We start from the raw sequence: 15,686 nt of genomic DNA, 5'->3' as shown, positions 1-15,686 counted from the left end.
GATCGTGTCGTGACGAGACCTCGCTGGAACGTGGTCGCCGCTTGGTCCGCGGCCTTGGCCTACGTGTTCTTCATGATGTGGTTCTTCACCAGCCTGCCCATGGCACTGGGGCAGACCGCCTTCCTCGCCCTCGTGATCGGCCTCGGCCGGTGGAACCGCCGCTCGAAGTGCCACCCGGTCACCTCCTCGCGGACACGGGAGCCCTCTCTCGAGTGAGCCGGGCCCCGGCAGGTTCGGGTTGTTCACCGACAGTGCAGAGCGTGTCGTCGCCCGCACCGGGAGCGAAGCGGTGCGGCTGAAACGCGACAGCGCCCCGGCCCTGCCGACCGGCCGGACCGCGTGCGCGGTGTGGGAGCCGGGGGCACCGCCGGGGTCGACAGGGCGGTAGGGCGGTGAAGGGGCATGTCGGGATGTCGACGTGTCGACGGGTCCGCGGGGGGATCCGTCGACAGGACCGCTCGTCGACACGTCGACACCCCTACTCCGGGGCGGGACCCGTGCTGCCGCGGGCGGTGAAGCGGGCGGCGGGCGACCAGCGTTCGGGGACGGGCAGGCCCCGGGCCGCCTCCAGGGCGGCCTCGGCGACCAGGGTCCCGTACCGGTGCACGTCGACGGTCATCGCGCTCAGCTCGGGGGAGACCAGGCGGCAGCGGGTGGAGTCGTCCCAGGCGACCAGGCTCAGCCGGGAGGGGACGTCCACGCCCAGCGAGCGGGCCGCCTCCAGGCCGCCGACCGCCATCACGTCGTTGTCGTACAGGATCGCCGTGGGCGGCCGCTCGGCCGACAGCAGCTCCGCGGTGAGCCGCGCGCCCGCCTCGTGCGAGTAGTCGCCCTCGGCGGTCACCGGCGCGGGCAGGCCCGCTTCGGCGCAGACCGCGGTGAGGGCGTCCGTGCGGGCGCGGGTGTGCAGCAGCCGTGCCGGGCCGCCGACCCGGGCGATGCGGCGGTGCCCGAGCCCGTGCAGCCGCTCCACCGCCTCCCGTACGGGGGAGGCGTGGTCGGAGAGGACCCCGGGCAGGCCCGCGCCCTCGGGCGCGCCGGCCACCACGAACGGCAGCCCCAGCTCGCGCAGCAGCTCCGGGCGCGGGTCGTCGACCGTGGGGTTGACCACCGCGACGGCGTCCACCACCCCCCGCTCGGCCCAGCGGCGGTGGGCGGCGGCCTCCTCCTCGGGGGTGGACACCAGGTGCAGCATCACCCACATGTCGTGGGCGGCCAGCCGCTCCTCGATGCCGCCGATGAACTCCATGAAGAACGGCTCGGCGCTCAGCAGACGGCGCGGCCGGGCCAGGACCAGCCCGACCGCGCCTGCGCGCTCCGGCGCGCTCATCGCTTCCCGCGGGGGTGCAGGGAGGCCGCGCTGCGCAGCACCGGCTCCCGGGTGAACTCCGCCGGGTCGACCTCGGCCGCGGTGCGCACCAGGAAGGTGTGCGACTCTCCCGGAAGCAGGTCGACGAGCATGTCGTCCACCTCGGCGTCGGGGGCGACCCGGTCGGCGAGCACGGACACGCCGCGGGCCAGCGACGCGGCGCTCACCCGGACCCGGTACCCGCCGGGGGCGGGCTCGGCCTCGGCGGTGAGGGCGTCGGGGTCGTAGGCCAGGTGGACGTCCTCGCGGAAGGGGTGCACCAGGCGGGTGTCGCCGGCGGTGGCCACCAGCACCTCCCGGGTGTCGTCGGCGGTCGCCAGCAGCGACCGGGGCGGTTCGTACTCGGCCGTGGACCGCGGCGGTACGGCCAGCGCGGTCTCGGTGCCGTCCAGTATCCCGCCCCCGAAGTGCCGGCGCTCCACCCGCAGCGGAGCCTCCCACGGCTCGTCGGTGTCGTTGACGGCGATGAGGACGAGCCGCCCGTCACGGGGCTGGAGGGTGAGCAGGCGCGGGGCGTGGGCGGCGCGCAGCGCGTACCAGAGGGGCTTGCGCCGCCCCTGCCCGTCCACGGCCGCCCACGAGGTGACCGGCCAGCAGTCGTTGAGCTGCCAGACCAGGGACCCGGCGGTCCGCGGCCACCAGGACCGGTAGTGCTCCACCCCGAGCGCCACGGCGCGGGCCTGGTTGAGCTGGGTGGCCCAGTGCCAGTCGGCGAAGGTGGTGGGCGTGGGCAGGTGCAGGGTCAGGCCGCGGGCGAGCTTGCCGTTGCCGTCCTCGGCCTTCTGGTGGAGGAGGAAGACGGGGGACTCGGGTGTGAGCGGCTCGTCGTGGATCCACTCGGTGAGGGTGGACCAGGTGGGCGGCCCCTGGAACCCGAACTCGGAGCAGAACCGGGGCACGATGTCCCGGTAGGCGCGGTGGTCGGTGCGGTTCCACACGTCCCACTCGTGGCGGGTGCCGTGCGCCTCGGCGTTGGGGTGGGACTCCTCGGGGGTGAGGCCGGGGGAGTAGGGGCTGCCGTCGGAGTAGAACCGGGTGGGGTCGAGCTCGGCGACGATGCGGGGGAACAGCTCGGTGTAGTACCGGTGGCCCCAGGTGAGGTCGCCCAGTTGCTCCTTCCAGCCCCAGTCCTCGTGGCCCCACAGGTTCTCGTTGCCGCCGTTCCACAGGGCGAGGGAGGGGTGGGAGGACAGGCGGGCGACGTTCTCCCGGGCCTCGGCCTCGAACTCGCCCCACAGCGGTTCCTCTTCGGGGTAGGCCGCGCAGGCCAGCAGGAAGTCCTGCCAGACGAGGACGCCGCGCTCGTCGCAGACGTCGTAGAAGTCCTCGGTCTCGTAGATGCCGCCGCCCCAGACGCGCAGCATGTTCATGTGCGCGTCGACGGCCTGGCCGACGCGCTGTTCGAGCCGCTCGCGGGTGATCCGGGTGAGGAAGTGGTCGTCGGGGATCCAGTTGGCGCCCTTGGCGAAGATCGGGCGGCCGTTGACGGTCACGGTGAAGGGGGTGCCGTGGGCGTCGGGCTCGGTGTCCACGGTGACGGTGCGGAAGCCGATGCGGCGGTGCGCGGTGTCCGGCTCCGCCCCGTCCCGGCCCAGCGTGACGTCGAGGTCGTACAGCGGCTGGTCGCCGTAGCCGACGGGCCACCACAGGTCGGCGTCCGGCACCTCGACGGTGACGGTCCCCGATGTCGCGTCGGCGGCCAGGGCGGCGGTGGCGGTGCGCCCCGCGACCGTGGCGGTGAGGACGAGGGGGGGGTCCTCCCCGGCGCGTTCGATGTCGGCGTGGACCTCGACCCGGCCGGTGCCGTCGGGGTCGACGGTCACCAGGGGGCGGACGCCGGCCAGGCGGGCGGTGGTCCAGCGCTCCAGGCGGACCGGCTTCCAGATGCCCGCGGTCTGGAGGTCGGGCCCCCAGTCCCAGCCGAAGGAGCAGGCCATCTTGCGGACCATGTTGTAGGGGTGCGCGTTGACGTGGGGGCGGGCGCCCAGGCGTTCGCGCTGCTCCTCGGCGTAGGCCAGCGCGGAGCGCAGGTCGACGGTCAGCTCGTTGGACCCGGCGCGCAGGGCGGCGCGGGCGTCGAAGCGGTGGGAGCGGTGCATGTTGGCGGAGGTGCCGAGCACGTGCCCGTTGAGGGTGACGGTGGCGATGGTGTCCAGGCCGTCGAAGACGAGGTCGACGCGCTCACCGTCGGCGGGGGCGTCGGCGTCGAAGGTGAGGGTGTAGCGCCAGTCGGTGCGGTGCGCCCAGGCGAGCTCCGCCTCGGCCGCGTCCAGGTAGGGGTCGGGGATGAGGCCGGCGGCCAGCAGGTCGAGGTGGGTGCTGCCGGGCACCGCCGCGGGGATCTCCCGGCCGGCGATGTTCTCGGGGACGGGGCCGGCGGTGGCGGTCAGGCGCCATCCGTCGTGGAGGGTGTGGCTGGGCATCGTGCTCCTCGGATGCGGGCTGTGGTGCGAGGATTCTTTCTTCAATGAACTAAGTAAGTCAAGAGAGGAGTGGCGGCTACCCTGGGGCGCACCGAACACGCGGCACAGCCGGAGGTTCCCTTGGGACGGGCCATTCCCCACACGTCGAGCCGGGCCACGGTCCTCGACGTCATCCGGGCGGCCGGGACCATCAGCCGGTCCGGGCTGGCGGGCGCCACCGGGCTGACCCCGGCCACGGTCTCCACCGTCGTGCGCGGGCTGCTCGCCGACGGCCTGGTGACCGAGGTCGGCCGGGCCGAGTCCACCGGCGGCAAGCCCCGGGTGCTGCTGCGCCTGGCCCCCGCCTCCCGGTTCGCCGTCGGCGTGCACCTGGACGCGGGCGGCACCACCTACGCGCTCACCGACCTGACCGGCGCCGTCGTCTCCCGGATGTCCCACCCCGGGCCCCGGGACGCCGACCCCGGGGGAGAGCCCGAGAGCACGGCCCGCCGGGTGGACGCCCTGGTCGAGGGGGCCGGGGTGGACCGCGCGCGGCTGCTGGGCATCGGCCTGGTGTCCGCCTCCGGCGGCGCGGACGGGGGCCGGGAGCTGGAGCGGGCCTCCGGCCTGCCGGTGGTCACCGGCGACGACGCGACCGCGGCCGCCCTGGGGGAGTACTGGTCGGGCTCGGCCGGGCGCTCCTCGGTCCTGGTGGCGGTGCACACCGGCGCGTCCCTGGGGGCGGGGGTGCTGGTCGACGGCGTCCCCTACCGCGGCGCGCACGGCCGCGCGGGCGGGCTGGGCCACGTGTGCGTGGACATCGAGGGGCCGCCCTGCGCCTGCGGGGCCCGGGGCTGCCTGGAGGCGGTGGCGGGCCCCGCCGCCGTGGTCGCGGCCGCACGCGACGCGGGGGTCTCCGGGGTGCCCGGAACGGACGGCGCTACGGCCTCGGTGACCGCGGGGTTCGCGGCGGTGGTCCGGGCCTCGCGGGGAGGGGACGCAGCGGCGCGGGCCCTGCTGGAGCGGTCCGCCCGGTACACGGCGGTGGCGGTGCGCACCCTCGTCGGCGTGCTGGACCCGGACCTGGTGGTGCTCACCGGAACGGGGCAGGCGGTCGCGGGCGCGACCTACCTCCCGGCGGTGCGGCGGGAGCTGGAGGGCGCGTTCGCGGGCCGACCGGGGGACCCGGTGCGGGTGCGGCTGTCGGAGTTCGCCGACACCGCCCCGGCGATCGGCGCGGCGGCGATGGTGCTCGGCTCGGCGCTGACCCCGCTGCGCACGCCCGGGCTGAGGCTGCCCGAGGACCTGTCGGAGTCAGGCCCCGTCCCGGTCGGCTGAGGCCGCGGGGGTCGCGGGTGCGGCCGCGGAGAGCTCCTCCACGGCGCGGCCGAGCCAGGAGACCCAGCCGGTCTCCATGTCGATACCGCCGCGCAGCACCAGCAGCTGGATGCGCTCCTGCTCGGTGCGCGGGCCGTTCGGGTAGTCCCGGCGCTCGAACCGCCGGTACTCCTCCAGCCGGGCGCGGTGCAGGTCGCGGTGGCGGACCAGTTCGGGGAGCAGGTCGCCCACGCCCACCACCCCGGCGGCGCGCAGGCGCAGCGGCAGCGGGTCCCGGGACACCTTGGGGTCCTCCCGGCGGTCCACCCAGGCGCGCAGTTCCTCGCGGCCCTCGGGCAGGACCTCGTACTCCTTCTTCTGCCCCCGCGTGGGGACCGGCGAGGGCAGCGCGCGGATCAGCCCGGCCTGTTCGAGTTTGCCCAGCTCCCGGTAGATCTGCTGGTGGGTCGCCGACCAGAAGTACCCGATCGACCTGTCGAACCGCCGGGTCAGCTCGGACCCGGAGGAGGGCTTCTCCAGCAGGGCGGTCAGGATGGCGTGGGGCAGGGACATGTGCGCATTCTAGGTTCGGCCGGCGGGCGCGCCTCCGCGCCCGCCGTACGGGGCGGTCAGAGTGCCGCGGCCAGGCGTGTGCCCTGGTCGATGGCGCGCTTGGCGTCGAGCTCGGCGGCCACGTCGGCGCCGCCGATGAGGTGCGGGGTCACCCCGCGCCCGGCCAGCGCGTCGGCCAGGTCGCGGCGCGGGTCCTGGCCGGCGCACACCACGACGGTGTCCACCTCCAGCAGCCGGGGCTCGCCGCCGACCACGATGTGCAGGCCCTCGTCGTCGATCCGGGTGTACTCGACCCCGGCGAGCATCTCCACGCCCCGGTGGCGCATCTCCAGGCGGTGGATCCACCCGGTGGTCTTGCCGAGCCCCGCGCCGACCTTGCTGGCCTTGCGCTGGAGCAGGTGGACGCGGCGCGGCGGGGCGGGGCGCTCGGGGGCGCGCAGGCCGCCGGGGGTGGTGTGGCCGGTGTCCACGCCCCACTGGCGGAAGAACTCGTCCGGGTCCAGGGAGGCACGCCCGCCGCCGTCGGTGAGGAACTCGGCGACGTCGAACCCGATGCCGCCCGCGCCGATGACGGCGGCGCGCTCGCCCACCGGGGCGTTCTCGCGCAGCACGTCGACGTAGCCGACCACCTTGGGGTGGTCGATCCCGGGGATCTCCGGGGTGCGCGGGCTGACGCCGGTCGCCAGCACGACCTCGTCGTACCCGGCCAGGTCGTCGGCGCCCACCTCGGTCTTGAGGCGCACGTCCACACCGTGCTTGTCGAGCTGCACCCGGAAGTAGCGCAGGGTCTCGTCGAACTCCTCCTTGCCGGGCACCCGGCGGGCCATGTTCAGCTGCCCGCCGATCTCGTCGGCGGCGTCGAACAGGGTGACCTCGTGGCCGCGTTCGGCGGCCGACACCGAGAACGCCAGCCCGGCGGGGCCCGCGCCGACGACGGCGACCCGCTTGCGCAGGCGGGTGGGGGAGAGCACCAGCTCGGTCTCGTTGCAGGCGCGCGGGTTGACCAGGCAGGAGGTGATCTTGAGGCTGAAGGTGTGGTCCAGGCAGGCCTGGTTGCAGCCGATGCAGGTGTTGATCTCCTCGGAGCGCCCGGCGGCGGCCTTGGCCACGAACTCGGGGTCGGCGAGGAAGGGGCGGGCCATGGCGACCATGTCGGCCCGGCCGCTCGCGATGATCTCCTCGGCCACCTCGGGAGTGTTGATGCGGTTGACCGCCACCAGGGGGACGGACACCTCGCCCATGAGCTTCTCGGTGACCCAGCCGTAGGCGCCGCGCGGCACGGAGGTGGCGATGGTGGGGATGCGCGCCTCGTGCCAGCCGATGCCGGTGTTGATGATGGTGGCCCCGGCCGCCTCGACGGCCTTGGCGAGCCGGACGACCTCGTCGAACGTGGAGCCGTCGGGCACCAGGTCCAGCATGGACAGGCGGTAGACGATGATGAAGTCGGTGCCGACCCGCTCGCGGACCCGGCGCACGATCTCGACGGGGAAGCGCATGCGGTTCTCGTAGGAGCCGCCCCACTCGTCGTCGCGCCTGTTGGTGGCCGCGACGATGAACTGGTTGATGAGGTAGCCCTCGGAGCCCATGATCTCGACGCCGTCGTACCCGGCCTCGCGGGCCAGGGCGGCGGCGTTCGCGAAGTCCTCGATGGTCTGCTCGACCTCGTCGGCGGTGAGCTCGTGCGGGGTGAAGGGGTTGATGGGGGCCTGGATCGCGCTGGGGGCGACGAGGTCCTCGTTGAACGAGTAGCGCCCGGTGTGCAGGATCTGCATGGCGATGCGGCCGCCCTCGCGGTGCACGGCCCCGGTGATGATCCGGTGCTGCTCGACCTCGTCGCCGTTGGTGAGCTTGGCGGCGCCCTTGAAGGTGGCTCCGCGGTCGTTGGGGCCGATGCCGCCGGTGATGATGAGACCGACCCCGCCGCGGGCGCGCTCGGCGTAGAAGGCGGCCATCCGCTCGAAGCCGCCGGGGTGCTCCTCCAGCCCCAGGTGCATCGAGCCCATGATGACCCGGTTGGGCAGGGTGGTGAAGCCCAGGTCCAGGGGGGCCAGCAGGTGGGGGTACTCGGTCATCGTGTCTCCTCCGCGCGGGGTGCCTCGCGGACCGTTGTCCGGGCGGCCCGCACCCTCATTATGCAACAAGTTGCAAAATGGGTCGCGGGCCGCCCCCGGAGGCGGGGGCGCCCCGGTTCAGGCGGCCTCGACGAGGGTCGGCACCGGGCGCTTGGCGGTGCGGCCGTCACCGGAGGAGCGCCCGCGCAGCCGCCGCATCACCCACGGGCCGAGGAAGGTGCCCAGCCAGCGGACCTCGTCGGCCACCGTCAGCAGCGCGCCCGGCCGGGGCATCGCGGGCAGCGGCTCCGCCCACGAACCGTCCGCCCCGGGCAGCTCCAGCGCCGAGGCCAGCGCCCCGGCGATCCTGGCGTGCCCCAGCGGGGTGCAGTGCAGCCGGTCGGTCGCCCACAGTCGGCGGTCGGTGGAGATCTCGTACCGCGCGACATCGGCCACCACCACGCCGTGGCGCGCGGCCGCCGCGCGGATCCGCTCGTTGAAGTCCAGCACCCGCGGCACCAGGGGGCGCACCAGCGGGGCCACCTTGGCGATGTCGGGGAAGGTCAGCGTGGCCACCCGGGCGCCCGCCCCGGTCAGGGCGGCGAACATCGCCTCCAGGTCGCCGACGACCGCGTCGGCGTCGTACCCGGAGCGGATCACGTCGTTGACGCCGGCGAACACCGTGGCCACGGTCGGCTCCAGGGCCAGCGCGGGCTCCAGCTGCTCGGCCCGCACCTGTGCGGACAGCCGGCCGCGGATCGCGAGGTTCGCGTACTCCACCCGCGCCCCGGTCGCCGCCATCTTCTCGGCCAGCCTGTCCGCCCAGCCGCGCACGCCGGTGACGTCGTCCCCGTCCCCGACGCCCTCGGTGTGGCTGTCCCCGAGCGCGACGTAGCGCACCCCGTCCCCAGGACCCATTCCGGACTCCTCGTCTCGTGGCCTGGGGGCATCCTATTCCACAAAGTGATTAGTCGACTTATGTACCAGTCGCTCGGGCGGGTGCCGCAAGGCCGGACCGGGCGGTCGCCCGCGTACCGTCCCCGGTCCCGCTCTCGGCCGGGACGGGCGTGGCGGTGCGGGGGGAGGGCGGGGCGCGCTCCTAGCGTGGGACGCGGGGCGCCGCCGCCGGTGCCCCGCACACCGTCGCCGCGCTCCGGGGGGAACCGCAATGGCCAGGAACACCGTCGCCGAACAGCTCGTCCGGACACTGGTCGCGGCCGGGGTGACCCGGATCTACGGCGTGGTCGGCGACAGCCTCAACCCCGTGGTCGACGCCGTGCACGGGACCGACGGCATCGACTGGGTCCACGTGCGCAACGAGGAGGCGGCCGCCTTCGCCGCGGCCGCCCAGGCGCAGATCGAGGGAGGCCTGGCCGTGTGCGCGGGCTCCTGCGGACCCGGCAACACGCACCTGGTCCAGGGCCTCTACGACGCCCAGCGCAGCGGGGTGCCCGTGCTGGCGCTGGCCTCCCACATCCCCTCCCGGCAGATCGGCACCGGCTTCTTCCAGGAGACCCACCCCGAGCGGCTGTTCGGCGACGTCACCGAGTTCCGCGAACTCGTCTCCCACCCCGACCAGATGCCCCGGCTGGCCCGCATCGCGATCCAGCACGCCCTGGGCACCCCCGGCGTCGCCGTACTGGTCCTGCCCGGCGACGTGGCCGGCCGCAAGGCCGTCGGCGGAGCCGACACCACCCCGTCCGTCCCCGTGCGCGCCACCGCCTGGCCCGCCGAGGACGACGTCCGGGAACTCGCCGCGCGGCTCAACACCGCCGGGAAGGTCGCGCTCTTCTGCGGCGCCGGGGTGCGCGGCGCCCACGGCGAGGTCATGGCCCTGGCCGGGCGGGTCAAGGCCCCCGTCGGGCACACCCTGCGCGGCAAGGAGTGGATCCAGTACGACAACCCCTACGACGTCGGCATGATCGGCCTGCTCGGCTACGGCGCCTGCTACGAGGCGCTGCACGACGCCGACCTGGTGCTGATGCTGGGCTGCGACTTCCCCTACGACGACTTCTTGCCCGAGGAGAACGTCGTCCAGGTCGACCGCGACCCCCGCCGCCTGGGCCGCCGGGTACCGCTCGCGCTGGGCGTGCACGGCGACGTTGCCGCCACCCTGCGTTCGGTGCTGCCGCTGGTCGGAGACAAGTCCGACACCCGCTTCCTGCACGACATGCTGCGCCGCCACGAGCGGGCCCTGACCAAGGTGGTGGAGGCCTACACCGGCGACATCGCCGACCGCACCCCGATCCACCCGGAGTACGTGGCGCGCGTCCTGGACGAGGTGGCCCCCGACGACGCGGTGTTCACCGTCGACACCGGCATGAACAACGTGTGGGCCGCCCGCTACCTCACCCCCAACGGGCGGCGCCGGGTCATCGGCTCCTTCTCGCACGGGACCATGGCCAACGCCCTGCCGCACGCGATCGGCGCCGCCTACGCCGCCCCGGGCCGCAAGGTGGTGTCCCTGTCCGGGGACGGCGGGCTGAGCATGCTGCTGGGCGAGCTGATCACCGTCCACCAGCACCGGCTGCCGGTGGCCACCGTGGTCTTCAACAACTCGTCGCTGGGCATGGTGCGGCTGGAGATGATGGTCGACGGCCTGCCCGCGTTCCAGACCGACCACCCGCCGGTGGACTACGCGGCGATCGCCGGGGCGATCGGGATGCGCTCCCTGCGGGTCACCCGCCCCGACGAGGTGCGCGACGCCCTGCGCGAGGCGGTCGAGGCCGCGGAGCCCGTCCTGGTGGACGTGGTCACCGACCCCAACGCGCTGTCCATCCCGTCGCGGATCAGCGCCGACCAGGTCGTCGGGTTCGCCCTGTCCGCGGGCCGGACGGTGCTCCGGGGCGGGGTGGGCTCCATGATCGACCTGGCCCGCTCCAACCTGCGCAACATCCCCCGCCCCTGAGCGGGTGCCGGCGGCGGACCGGCGCCGGTCACCGGGAGCGGGAGGACCTGCCGGGGGAGGCCGGTCCCGGGGTTCGGGCCGCACGACGCCCGGCACACGGCCGCGATCGTGCTGCTCATCCTGGGAGTCCCGGAACGGGCGGTCATGGGGATCATGGGGGTGGTCGTCGCCCTCCATGGCCAAGAGCTACCAGCACGTGGTGGACGATGTTCGGGCGGACGTGGCCGACCGTGTCGGCGGGTTGATCTGGGAGGCTTCCCAGGGGGAGGAAGACGCCCTGGAAGCGGCCGAATGAGACCACGAACGACGAAGGCCCCGACCGGTGTCCGGTCGGGGCCTTGCGCTCGCCCTGGCGGGCGGTGGCGGAGGATAGGGGATTCGAACCCCTGAGGGCTTGCACCCAACACGCTTTCCAAGCGTGCGCCCTAGGCCACTAGGCGAATCCTCCGCGAACAACTCTACAGGTTGTCGGAGTGTGCTTCGAACGGGTTTCTCCGGGCCCGTCAGCCGTGGCTGGAGCGGACCCCGGAGATGGCGTTGTTGCGGAACGCGTCGACGAACAGCGCGTGGTCCGCGCGCACCTGGGCGGCGTAGGCGTGCGCGAACGCGGCGCACCAGTCCACGAACTCCGCCTCGCGCCCGGCCAGCACGTTCATCAGCGCCTCCTCCACCTGCCAGTCCACGAGGGAGTCGTCGGCGTGGGAGTCGGACACGCAGTGCGCCTTGGCGGCGGCCCGGCCCAGGTATTCGAGCACCGGCGCGATGTCGGCGGGCTCGGTGAGCCCGTCCCAGTCCAGGTCGGTGGTGTAGGGCGACACCTCGCTCACCACGAACCCGCGCCCGTCCATCTCGGTGTGGCCGAGCAGCGGGTCGGTGTGGGCCTGGAGCGCCCGCTGGGACACGGCGGTGCGGTGCCCGTGGTGCTCGAACGCGTCCATGATCTCGGGGTCGCGCACCACCCGGGAGGGGGCGGCGACGTTGCCCTGCTTCATCGACAGCACCAGGTCGTTCTCCCAGGCCTCGGAGGGGCCCTCCACCAGGAACGTGTACGCGGGCAGCCCCGCCGAGCCGATGCCGAACCCGCCGCTGCCCACCACGTCCTTGACCTCGTAGCTGAGGGAGCCGTGCCGCCGGTCGGACGGGATGGTGTCCAGGTAGGCGCGGTAGGCGGCCAGGACCCGCTCGCGCTCCGGGTCGTCGAGCCGGCGCACCTTGGGCCCCTCGCGGAACAGCCGGGTGTACCCCTGGCGCCGGGTCATCGACAGGAGCATGGCGGAGCGGCTGTTGGACCGGGCCCGCTGCAGGACGTCGTGGACGGTGCCGTCGGTGGTGCCGAGCTTGAGGGAGAAGTCGCGGTCGCCGCCGTCCTGGGCGAACGCCGCCACCTGGGAGACGTAGGAGCCGACGCAGCGGCGCACGAGCGCGTCGATGTCGTCGTCGGACAGGGCCTTGCGCCAGGCGGTCAGGGCGATGCTCGCCGACAGCCGCAGCACGTCCCAGGTGAAGTGGCCCGGGTAGGCCTCGTCGAAGTCGTTGACGTCGAACACGAAACGCCCGGTCGCGTCCATGTAGGTGCCGAAGTTCTCGCTGTGCAGGTCGCCCTGGATCCACACCCGGGAGGTGCGCGCGTCGGCCCAGGGGTCCTCGGCGCCGCCGACGTCGGCGTAGAACAGGGCGGCGCTGCCCCGGTAGAAGGCGAACGGGTCGGCCGCCATCCTGCGGAACTTGAACCGGAACGCCGCGGGCGCCGCCGACATCAGGTCGGCGAAGGCGTCCTCCAGCACGGAGACGATGAGGTCGCGGCGCCCGGGGGACCGGTCGACCGGGGAGTGGGGGTCGAACATGCGACCATCATCCCGCGGCGCGCGCCGCGGGGCCACGCGGTGGCCGGTCCCGGCCGGTTGCCCGAGCACCCCGGTGTTCGGATAGACTTCGGGGCAGACCCCTCGTGCGGCGTCATCCCATGAACCTCCCCAGGGCCGGAAGGCAGCAAGGATAAGTGGGCTCTGGCGGGTGCGCGGGGGGTCCTTTCTGTTTTCTCCGGCCCGGTCCACCCCAGGTTTCTCCCCGGAACCGGCGCGAGCTGTCGGTGCTCGCGGGTTGAATGGACCCGTGGCAGGGACCAGGGGAGTGATCACGCCGTGAGCATCGCGCTGTACCGCAAGTACCGTCCCGCGACGTTCGCCGAGGTGCGCGGACAGGAGCACGTGACCGAACCGCTGCGCCAGGCGCTGCGCAGCGGCCGGATCAACCACGCGTACCTGTTCAGCGGCCCCCGGGGCTGCGGCAAGACCACCAGCGCGCGCATCCTGGCCCGCTCCCTCAACTGCGCCCAGGGCCCCACCCCCGACCCGTGCGGAGAGTGCGACTCCTGTGTGGCGCTGGCCCCCGACGGCGGCGGCAGCATCGACGTCATCGAGATCGACGCGGCCTCCCACGGCGGTGTGGACGACGCCCGCGACCTGCGCGAACGCGCGTTCTTCGCGCCGGTCAGCTCGCGCTACAAGGTGTACATCATCGACGAGGCGCACATGGTGACCCGCGAGGGCTTCAACGCGCTGCTGAAACTGGTGGAGGAGCCCCCGCCGCACCTGAAGTTCGTGTTCGCGACCACCGAGCCGGAGAAGGTCATCGGCACCATCCGGTCGCGCACCCACCACTACCCGTTCCGGCTGATCCCGCCGAGCACCCTCCGGGAGCTCATGGAGGACCTGCTGGAGCAGGAGAAGGTGGCCTACGACCCGGCGGCGCTGCCGCTGGTGGTGCGGGCGGGCGCGGGTTCGGCCCGCGACACCCTGTCGGTGCTGGACCAGCTCATCGCGGGCTCGGACGACCAGGGCATCACCCGTGAGGGCGCGGTGTCCCTGCTGGGGTACACCGACTCCAGCCTGCTGGGCGAGATGGTGGACGCGCTGGGCGCGCGCGACGGCGCCGCGGTGTTCTCCCTGATCGACCGGATGGTGGAGGGCGGCCACGACCCCCGGCGGTTCGCCACGGACCTGCTGGAGCGGTTCCGCGACCTGGTGGTGCTGGCCGCGGTCCCGGACGCCCTGGACAAGGGCCTGGTGAACGTGGCCGCCGAGGCCGCCGACCAGATGAAGGCCCAGGCGACCCGGCTGGGCCCGGCCGAGCTGACCCGCGGCGCGGACATCCTCAACCAGGGCCTGACGGAGATGCGCGGTGCGACGGCGCCCCGGCTGGTGCTGGAGCTGATGTGCTCGCGCATCCTGCTGCCGTCGGCCGACGGCGACCAGGGCGCGCTGCTGGCCCGGCTGGAGCAGATGGAGCGGCGGATCGCCGCGGGTCCGGTGGCACCCGCCCCGGCCGCCCCCGCCGCGTCGGCGGCGCCCGTCCAGGCACCGCAGCCCGCCCCGGCCCCCGCCGCGCCCCCGGCCCCGGCACAGTCCCGGCAGCCGCAGCCGCAGCCCGCGCCGCAGGAGCAGAGCCGGCCGCCGCAGGCACAGCAGCCGCAGCAGCCGCAGCCCAGGGCCGCCGAGCCCGACGGCTGGGACGCCGCACCGGCCCGGCGCGAACCCGCCCCGGCGGCGCCCGCGCCCGCCGCGTCCGCTCCCGCGCCCCAGGGCAGGGCGGTGGACCTGGGCCGGATCCAGGCCTCCTGGCCGCAGATCCTGGACGCGGTCAAGCGCCTGCGCCGCTTCACCTGGATGGTGCTGACCGGCAGCGACGTGCGTCCGGTCGGAGTGGAGGGCAACGCCGTCGTCCTCGGCTTCTCCCGGCCCAACGAGGCCCGGGGCTTCGGCAACAGCGGCAGCGACCAGGTGGTGGCCTCGGCCGTCCAGCAGGTGCTGGGCATGGAGGTGCGGGTGACCGCCGTCTCCGGGGGCGGCGCCCCTGCCCCCGCGCCCGCTCCCGCCCGGCCGGCCGAGCCCGCGGGGTGGGACGCCCCCGCCCCGGCGGCCCCGGCTCCGGCCCCGGAGCGCCCGGCCCGCCCCCAGGAGGTCCGGGAGCAGCCCGCGCAGCCGCAGCCCGCGCCCCAGGAGCGGCCGGCGCCGCAGGCCCCGGAGGGACCGCCGCCGGACAGGATCGTCACCGGCCTCCAGGAGCCGCCGCCCGACCCCTACGAGGACGCCGCGGCGGCCCCGCCTCCGGAGGACTTCGGGCCCGAGCCGGCCGCCCCCGCCGCGCGCCCGGCCGCACCGGCGCCGAAGCCGGAGCCTGCCCGGGGCGCCGAGGCGCCCGCGGCCCCGGCGCCCGAGCGGGCACCCGCCGCCGACGCCGGGCTCCCCCCGGGAGTGGGCGCCGCCCTCATCGAGACGCACCTGGGCGGCAGGGTCATCGAGGAGATCGAGCACGAGGCCCCGGACGCCTCCCTGTGACCCGGCCGGACCGGCCCGGCCGGACCCGCCCCGGCGGCCCGGCCGGGCGGGTCAGCCCCGGGGTCCCAGTGCCCGCAGCACGGTGTCGACCAGGGCGTCCACGTACGGGTGCGTCAGCTCCCCGGACCGCATGAGCCAGCGCTGCTGCACCGGCGCCAGCAGCAGGTCCACCGCCAGGGCGGGGTCCGTTCCGGCGTCCAGCTGCCCGGCCTCGCGCGCCGCCAGCAGCCGGTCCTGGAACGCCCGCACGTTGGGGAGCAGCAGCCGGTCCGCCACGCTTCGGGCCAGTTCCGGGTCGGTCTGCATCTCGGCGATGAACGCCCTGTTGACGCGGTCCATGAGAGGGTCGGCGTACTCGTCGACGATGGCGTGGAGTACCGTGCGCAGGTCGGCGTCGAGATCGCCGGTGTCCGGCAGCGGCTCGCCCGCGGTCCCGCCGGTCAGCTCCGTGAACACGTCGAACACCACCGCGGCCTTGGTCGGCCACCAGCGGTAGATGGTCTGCTTCCCGACCCGTGCCCGGGCCGCGATCGCCTCCATGGTCAGCCGGGCGTACCCGACCTCGCCCAGCAGCTCTCCCGCGGCTGCGAGGATGGCCTTGCGCGCCCGCTCGCTGCGACGCCGGGGATCGGGTGCGGGCCGGGCCGGTTCCTCCGGGGTGCTGGTCTGTGCCATACCTCCCACGGTAGCCCCAGAAAATGACGAGACGTATCGTCTTGCTGGAGGTAA

The 15,686-nt window shown here is 74.4% G+C and carries 11 protein-coding genes, 1 tRNA gene and 1 other RNA gene; 5 read left to right on the top strand and 8 right to left on the bottom strand.

The window, feature by feature from the left end:
* Window positions 1-9: 9 nt before the first annotated feature.
* Entirely contained in the window at window positions 10-216 is a 207-nt protein-coding gene (locus K1J57_RS08850) for a hypothetical protein (RefSeq protein WP_220563963.1), read from the top strand.
* A 262-nt stretch (window positions 217-478) separates the two neighbouring features.
* On the opposite strand, the gene K1J57_RS08845 is transcribed toward K1J57_RS08850, so the two are convergent.
* Both K1J57_RS08845 and K1J57_RS08840 read right to left on the bottom strand, forming a co-directional pair.
* Window positions 479-1,330: a LacI family DNA-binding transcriptional regulator gene (locus K1J57_RS08845; RefSeq protein ID WP_220563962.1), complete on the bottom strand. Its 852-nt coding sequence runs from the start codon at window positions 1,328-1,330 to the stop codon at window positions 479-481.
* On the bottom strand, window positions 1,327-3,792 hold the full coding sequence (locus K1J57_RS08840; protein ID WP_220563961.1) for a glycoside hydrolase family 2 protein: 2,466 nt from the start codon (window positions 3,790-3,792) through the stop codon (window positions 1,327-1,329). The genes K1J57_RS08845 and K1J57_RS08840 overlap by 4 nt, the downstream gene beginning before the upstream one ends.
* A 120-nt stretch (window positions 3,793-3,912) precedes the next feature.
* Between K1J57_RS08840 and K1J57_RS08835 the strand changes: the two genes are divergently transcribed.
* Window positions 3,913-5,109 carry an ROK family transcriptional regulator gene (locus tag K1J57_RS08835; RefSeq protein WP_220563960.1) on the top strand — a complete coding sequence of 399 codons (1,197 nt, stop codon included), beginning with the start codon at window positions 3,913-3,915 and terminating at the stop codon, window positions 5,107-5,109.
* Here the strand turns inward: K1J57_RS08835 and K1J57_RS08830 are convergent.
* The 3 genes from K1J57_RS08830 to K1J57_RS08820 all read right to left on the bottom strand — a co-directional run bounded on the left by K1J57_RS08830 (window position 5,086) and on the right by K1J57_RS08820 (window position 8,630).
* Complete coding sequence (locus K1J57_RS08830; RefSeq protein ID WP_220563959.1) at window positions 5,086-5,661, bottom strand: PadR family transcriptional regulator; 576 nt, start codon at window positions 5,659-5,661, stop codon at window positions 5,086-5,088. The two genes, K1J57_RS08835 and K1J57_RS08830, sit on opposite strands and share 24 nt — an antisense overlap.
* A gap of 56 nt (window positions 5,662-5,717) precedes the next feature.
* A complete protein-coding gene (locus K1J57_RS08825) occupies window positions 5,718-7,733 on the bottom strand; it encodes an NADPH-dependent 2,4-dienoyl-CoA reductase (RefSeq protein WP_220563958.1) in 2,016 nt (671 codons plus the stop codon).
* A 117-nt stretch (window positions 7,734-7,850) separates the two neighbouring features.
* Entirely contained in the window at window positions 7,851-8,630 is a 780-nt protein-coding gene (locus tag K1J57_RS08820) for an SGNH/GDSL hydrolase family protein (RefSeq protein ID WP_220563957.1), read from the bottom strand.
* Between the two features lie 250 nt (window positions 8,631-8,880).
* Between K1J57_RS08820 and K1J57_RS08815 the strand changes: the two genes are divergently transcribed.
* Window positions 8,881-10,620, top strand: coding sequence for a pyruvate dehydrogenase (locus tag K1J57_RS08815; RefSeq protein WP_220563956.1), 1,740 nt, complete (start codon window positions 8,881-8,883; stop codon window positions 10,618-10,620).
* 360 nt (window positions 10,621-10,980) lie between these two features.
* Here the strand turns inward: K1J57_RS08815 and K1J57_RS08810 are convergent.
* Both K1J57_RS08810 and K1J57_RS08805 read right to left on the bottom strand, forming a co-directional pair.
* Window positions 10,981-11,068 (bottom strand) — tRNA-Ser (locus K1J57_RS08810).
* Between the two features lie 55 nt (window positions 11,069-11,123).
* On the bottom strand, window positions 11,124-12,464 hold the full coding sequence (locus tag K1J57_RS08805; protein WP_220563955.1) for a DUF2252 domain-containing protein: 1,341 nt from the start codon (window positions 12,462-12,464) through the stop codon (window positions 11,124-11,126).
* 93 nt (window positions 12,465-12,557) lie between these two features.
* On the opposite strand from K1J57_RS08805, the gene ffs reads away from it, so the two are divergent.
* Together ffs and K1J57_RS08795 are read left to right on the top strand one after the other, a co-directional pair.
* An RNA gene (gene ffs / locus K1J57_RS08800) (signal recognition particle sRNA small type) lies at window positions 12,558-12,653 on the top strand.
* Window positions 12,654-12,761: 108 nt separating this feature from the next.
* Window positions 12,762-14,957, top strand: coding sequence for a DNA polymerase III subunit gamma and tau (locus K1J57_RS08795; RefSeq protein WP_220563954.1), 2,196 nt, complete (start codon window positions 12,762-12,764; stop codon window positions 14,955-14,957).
* 51 nt (window positions 14,958-15,008) lie between these two features.
* Here K1J57_RS08795 and K1J57_RS08790 read toward each other — a convergent pair whose 3' ends face one another.
* Window positions 15,009-15,632 carry a TetR/AcrR family transcriptional regulator gene (locus K1J57_RS08790; protein ID WP_220563953.1) on the bottom strand — a complete coding sequence of 208 codons (624 nt, stop codon included), beginning with the start codon at window positions 15,630-15,632 and terminating at the stop codon, window positions 15,009-15,011.
* Window positions 15,633-15,686: the final 54 nt, after the last annotated feature.

The sequence above is a fragment of the Nocardiopsis sp. MT53 genome (assembly GCF_019598965.1).
Classification (GTDB): domain Bacteria; phylum Actinomycetota; class Actinomycetes; order Streptosporangiales; family Streptosporangiaceae; genus Nocardiopsis; species Nocardiopsis changdeensis.
Note: the sequence above shows the minus strand (reverse complement) of the source record. Positions and strands in the feature narration are given on the sequence as shown.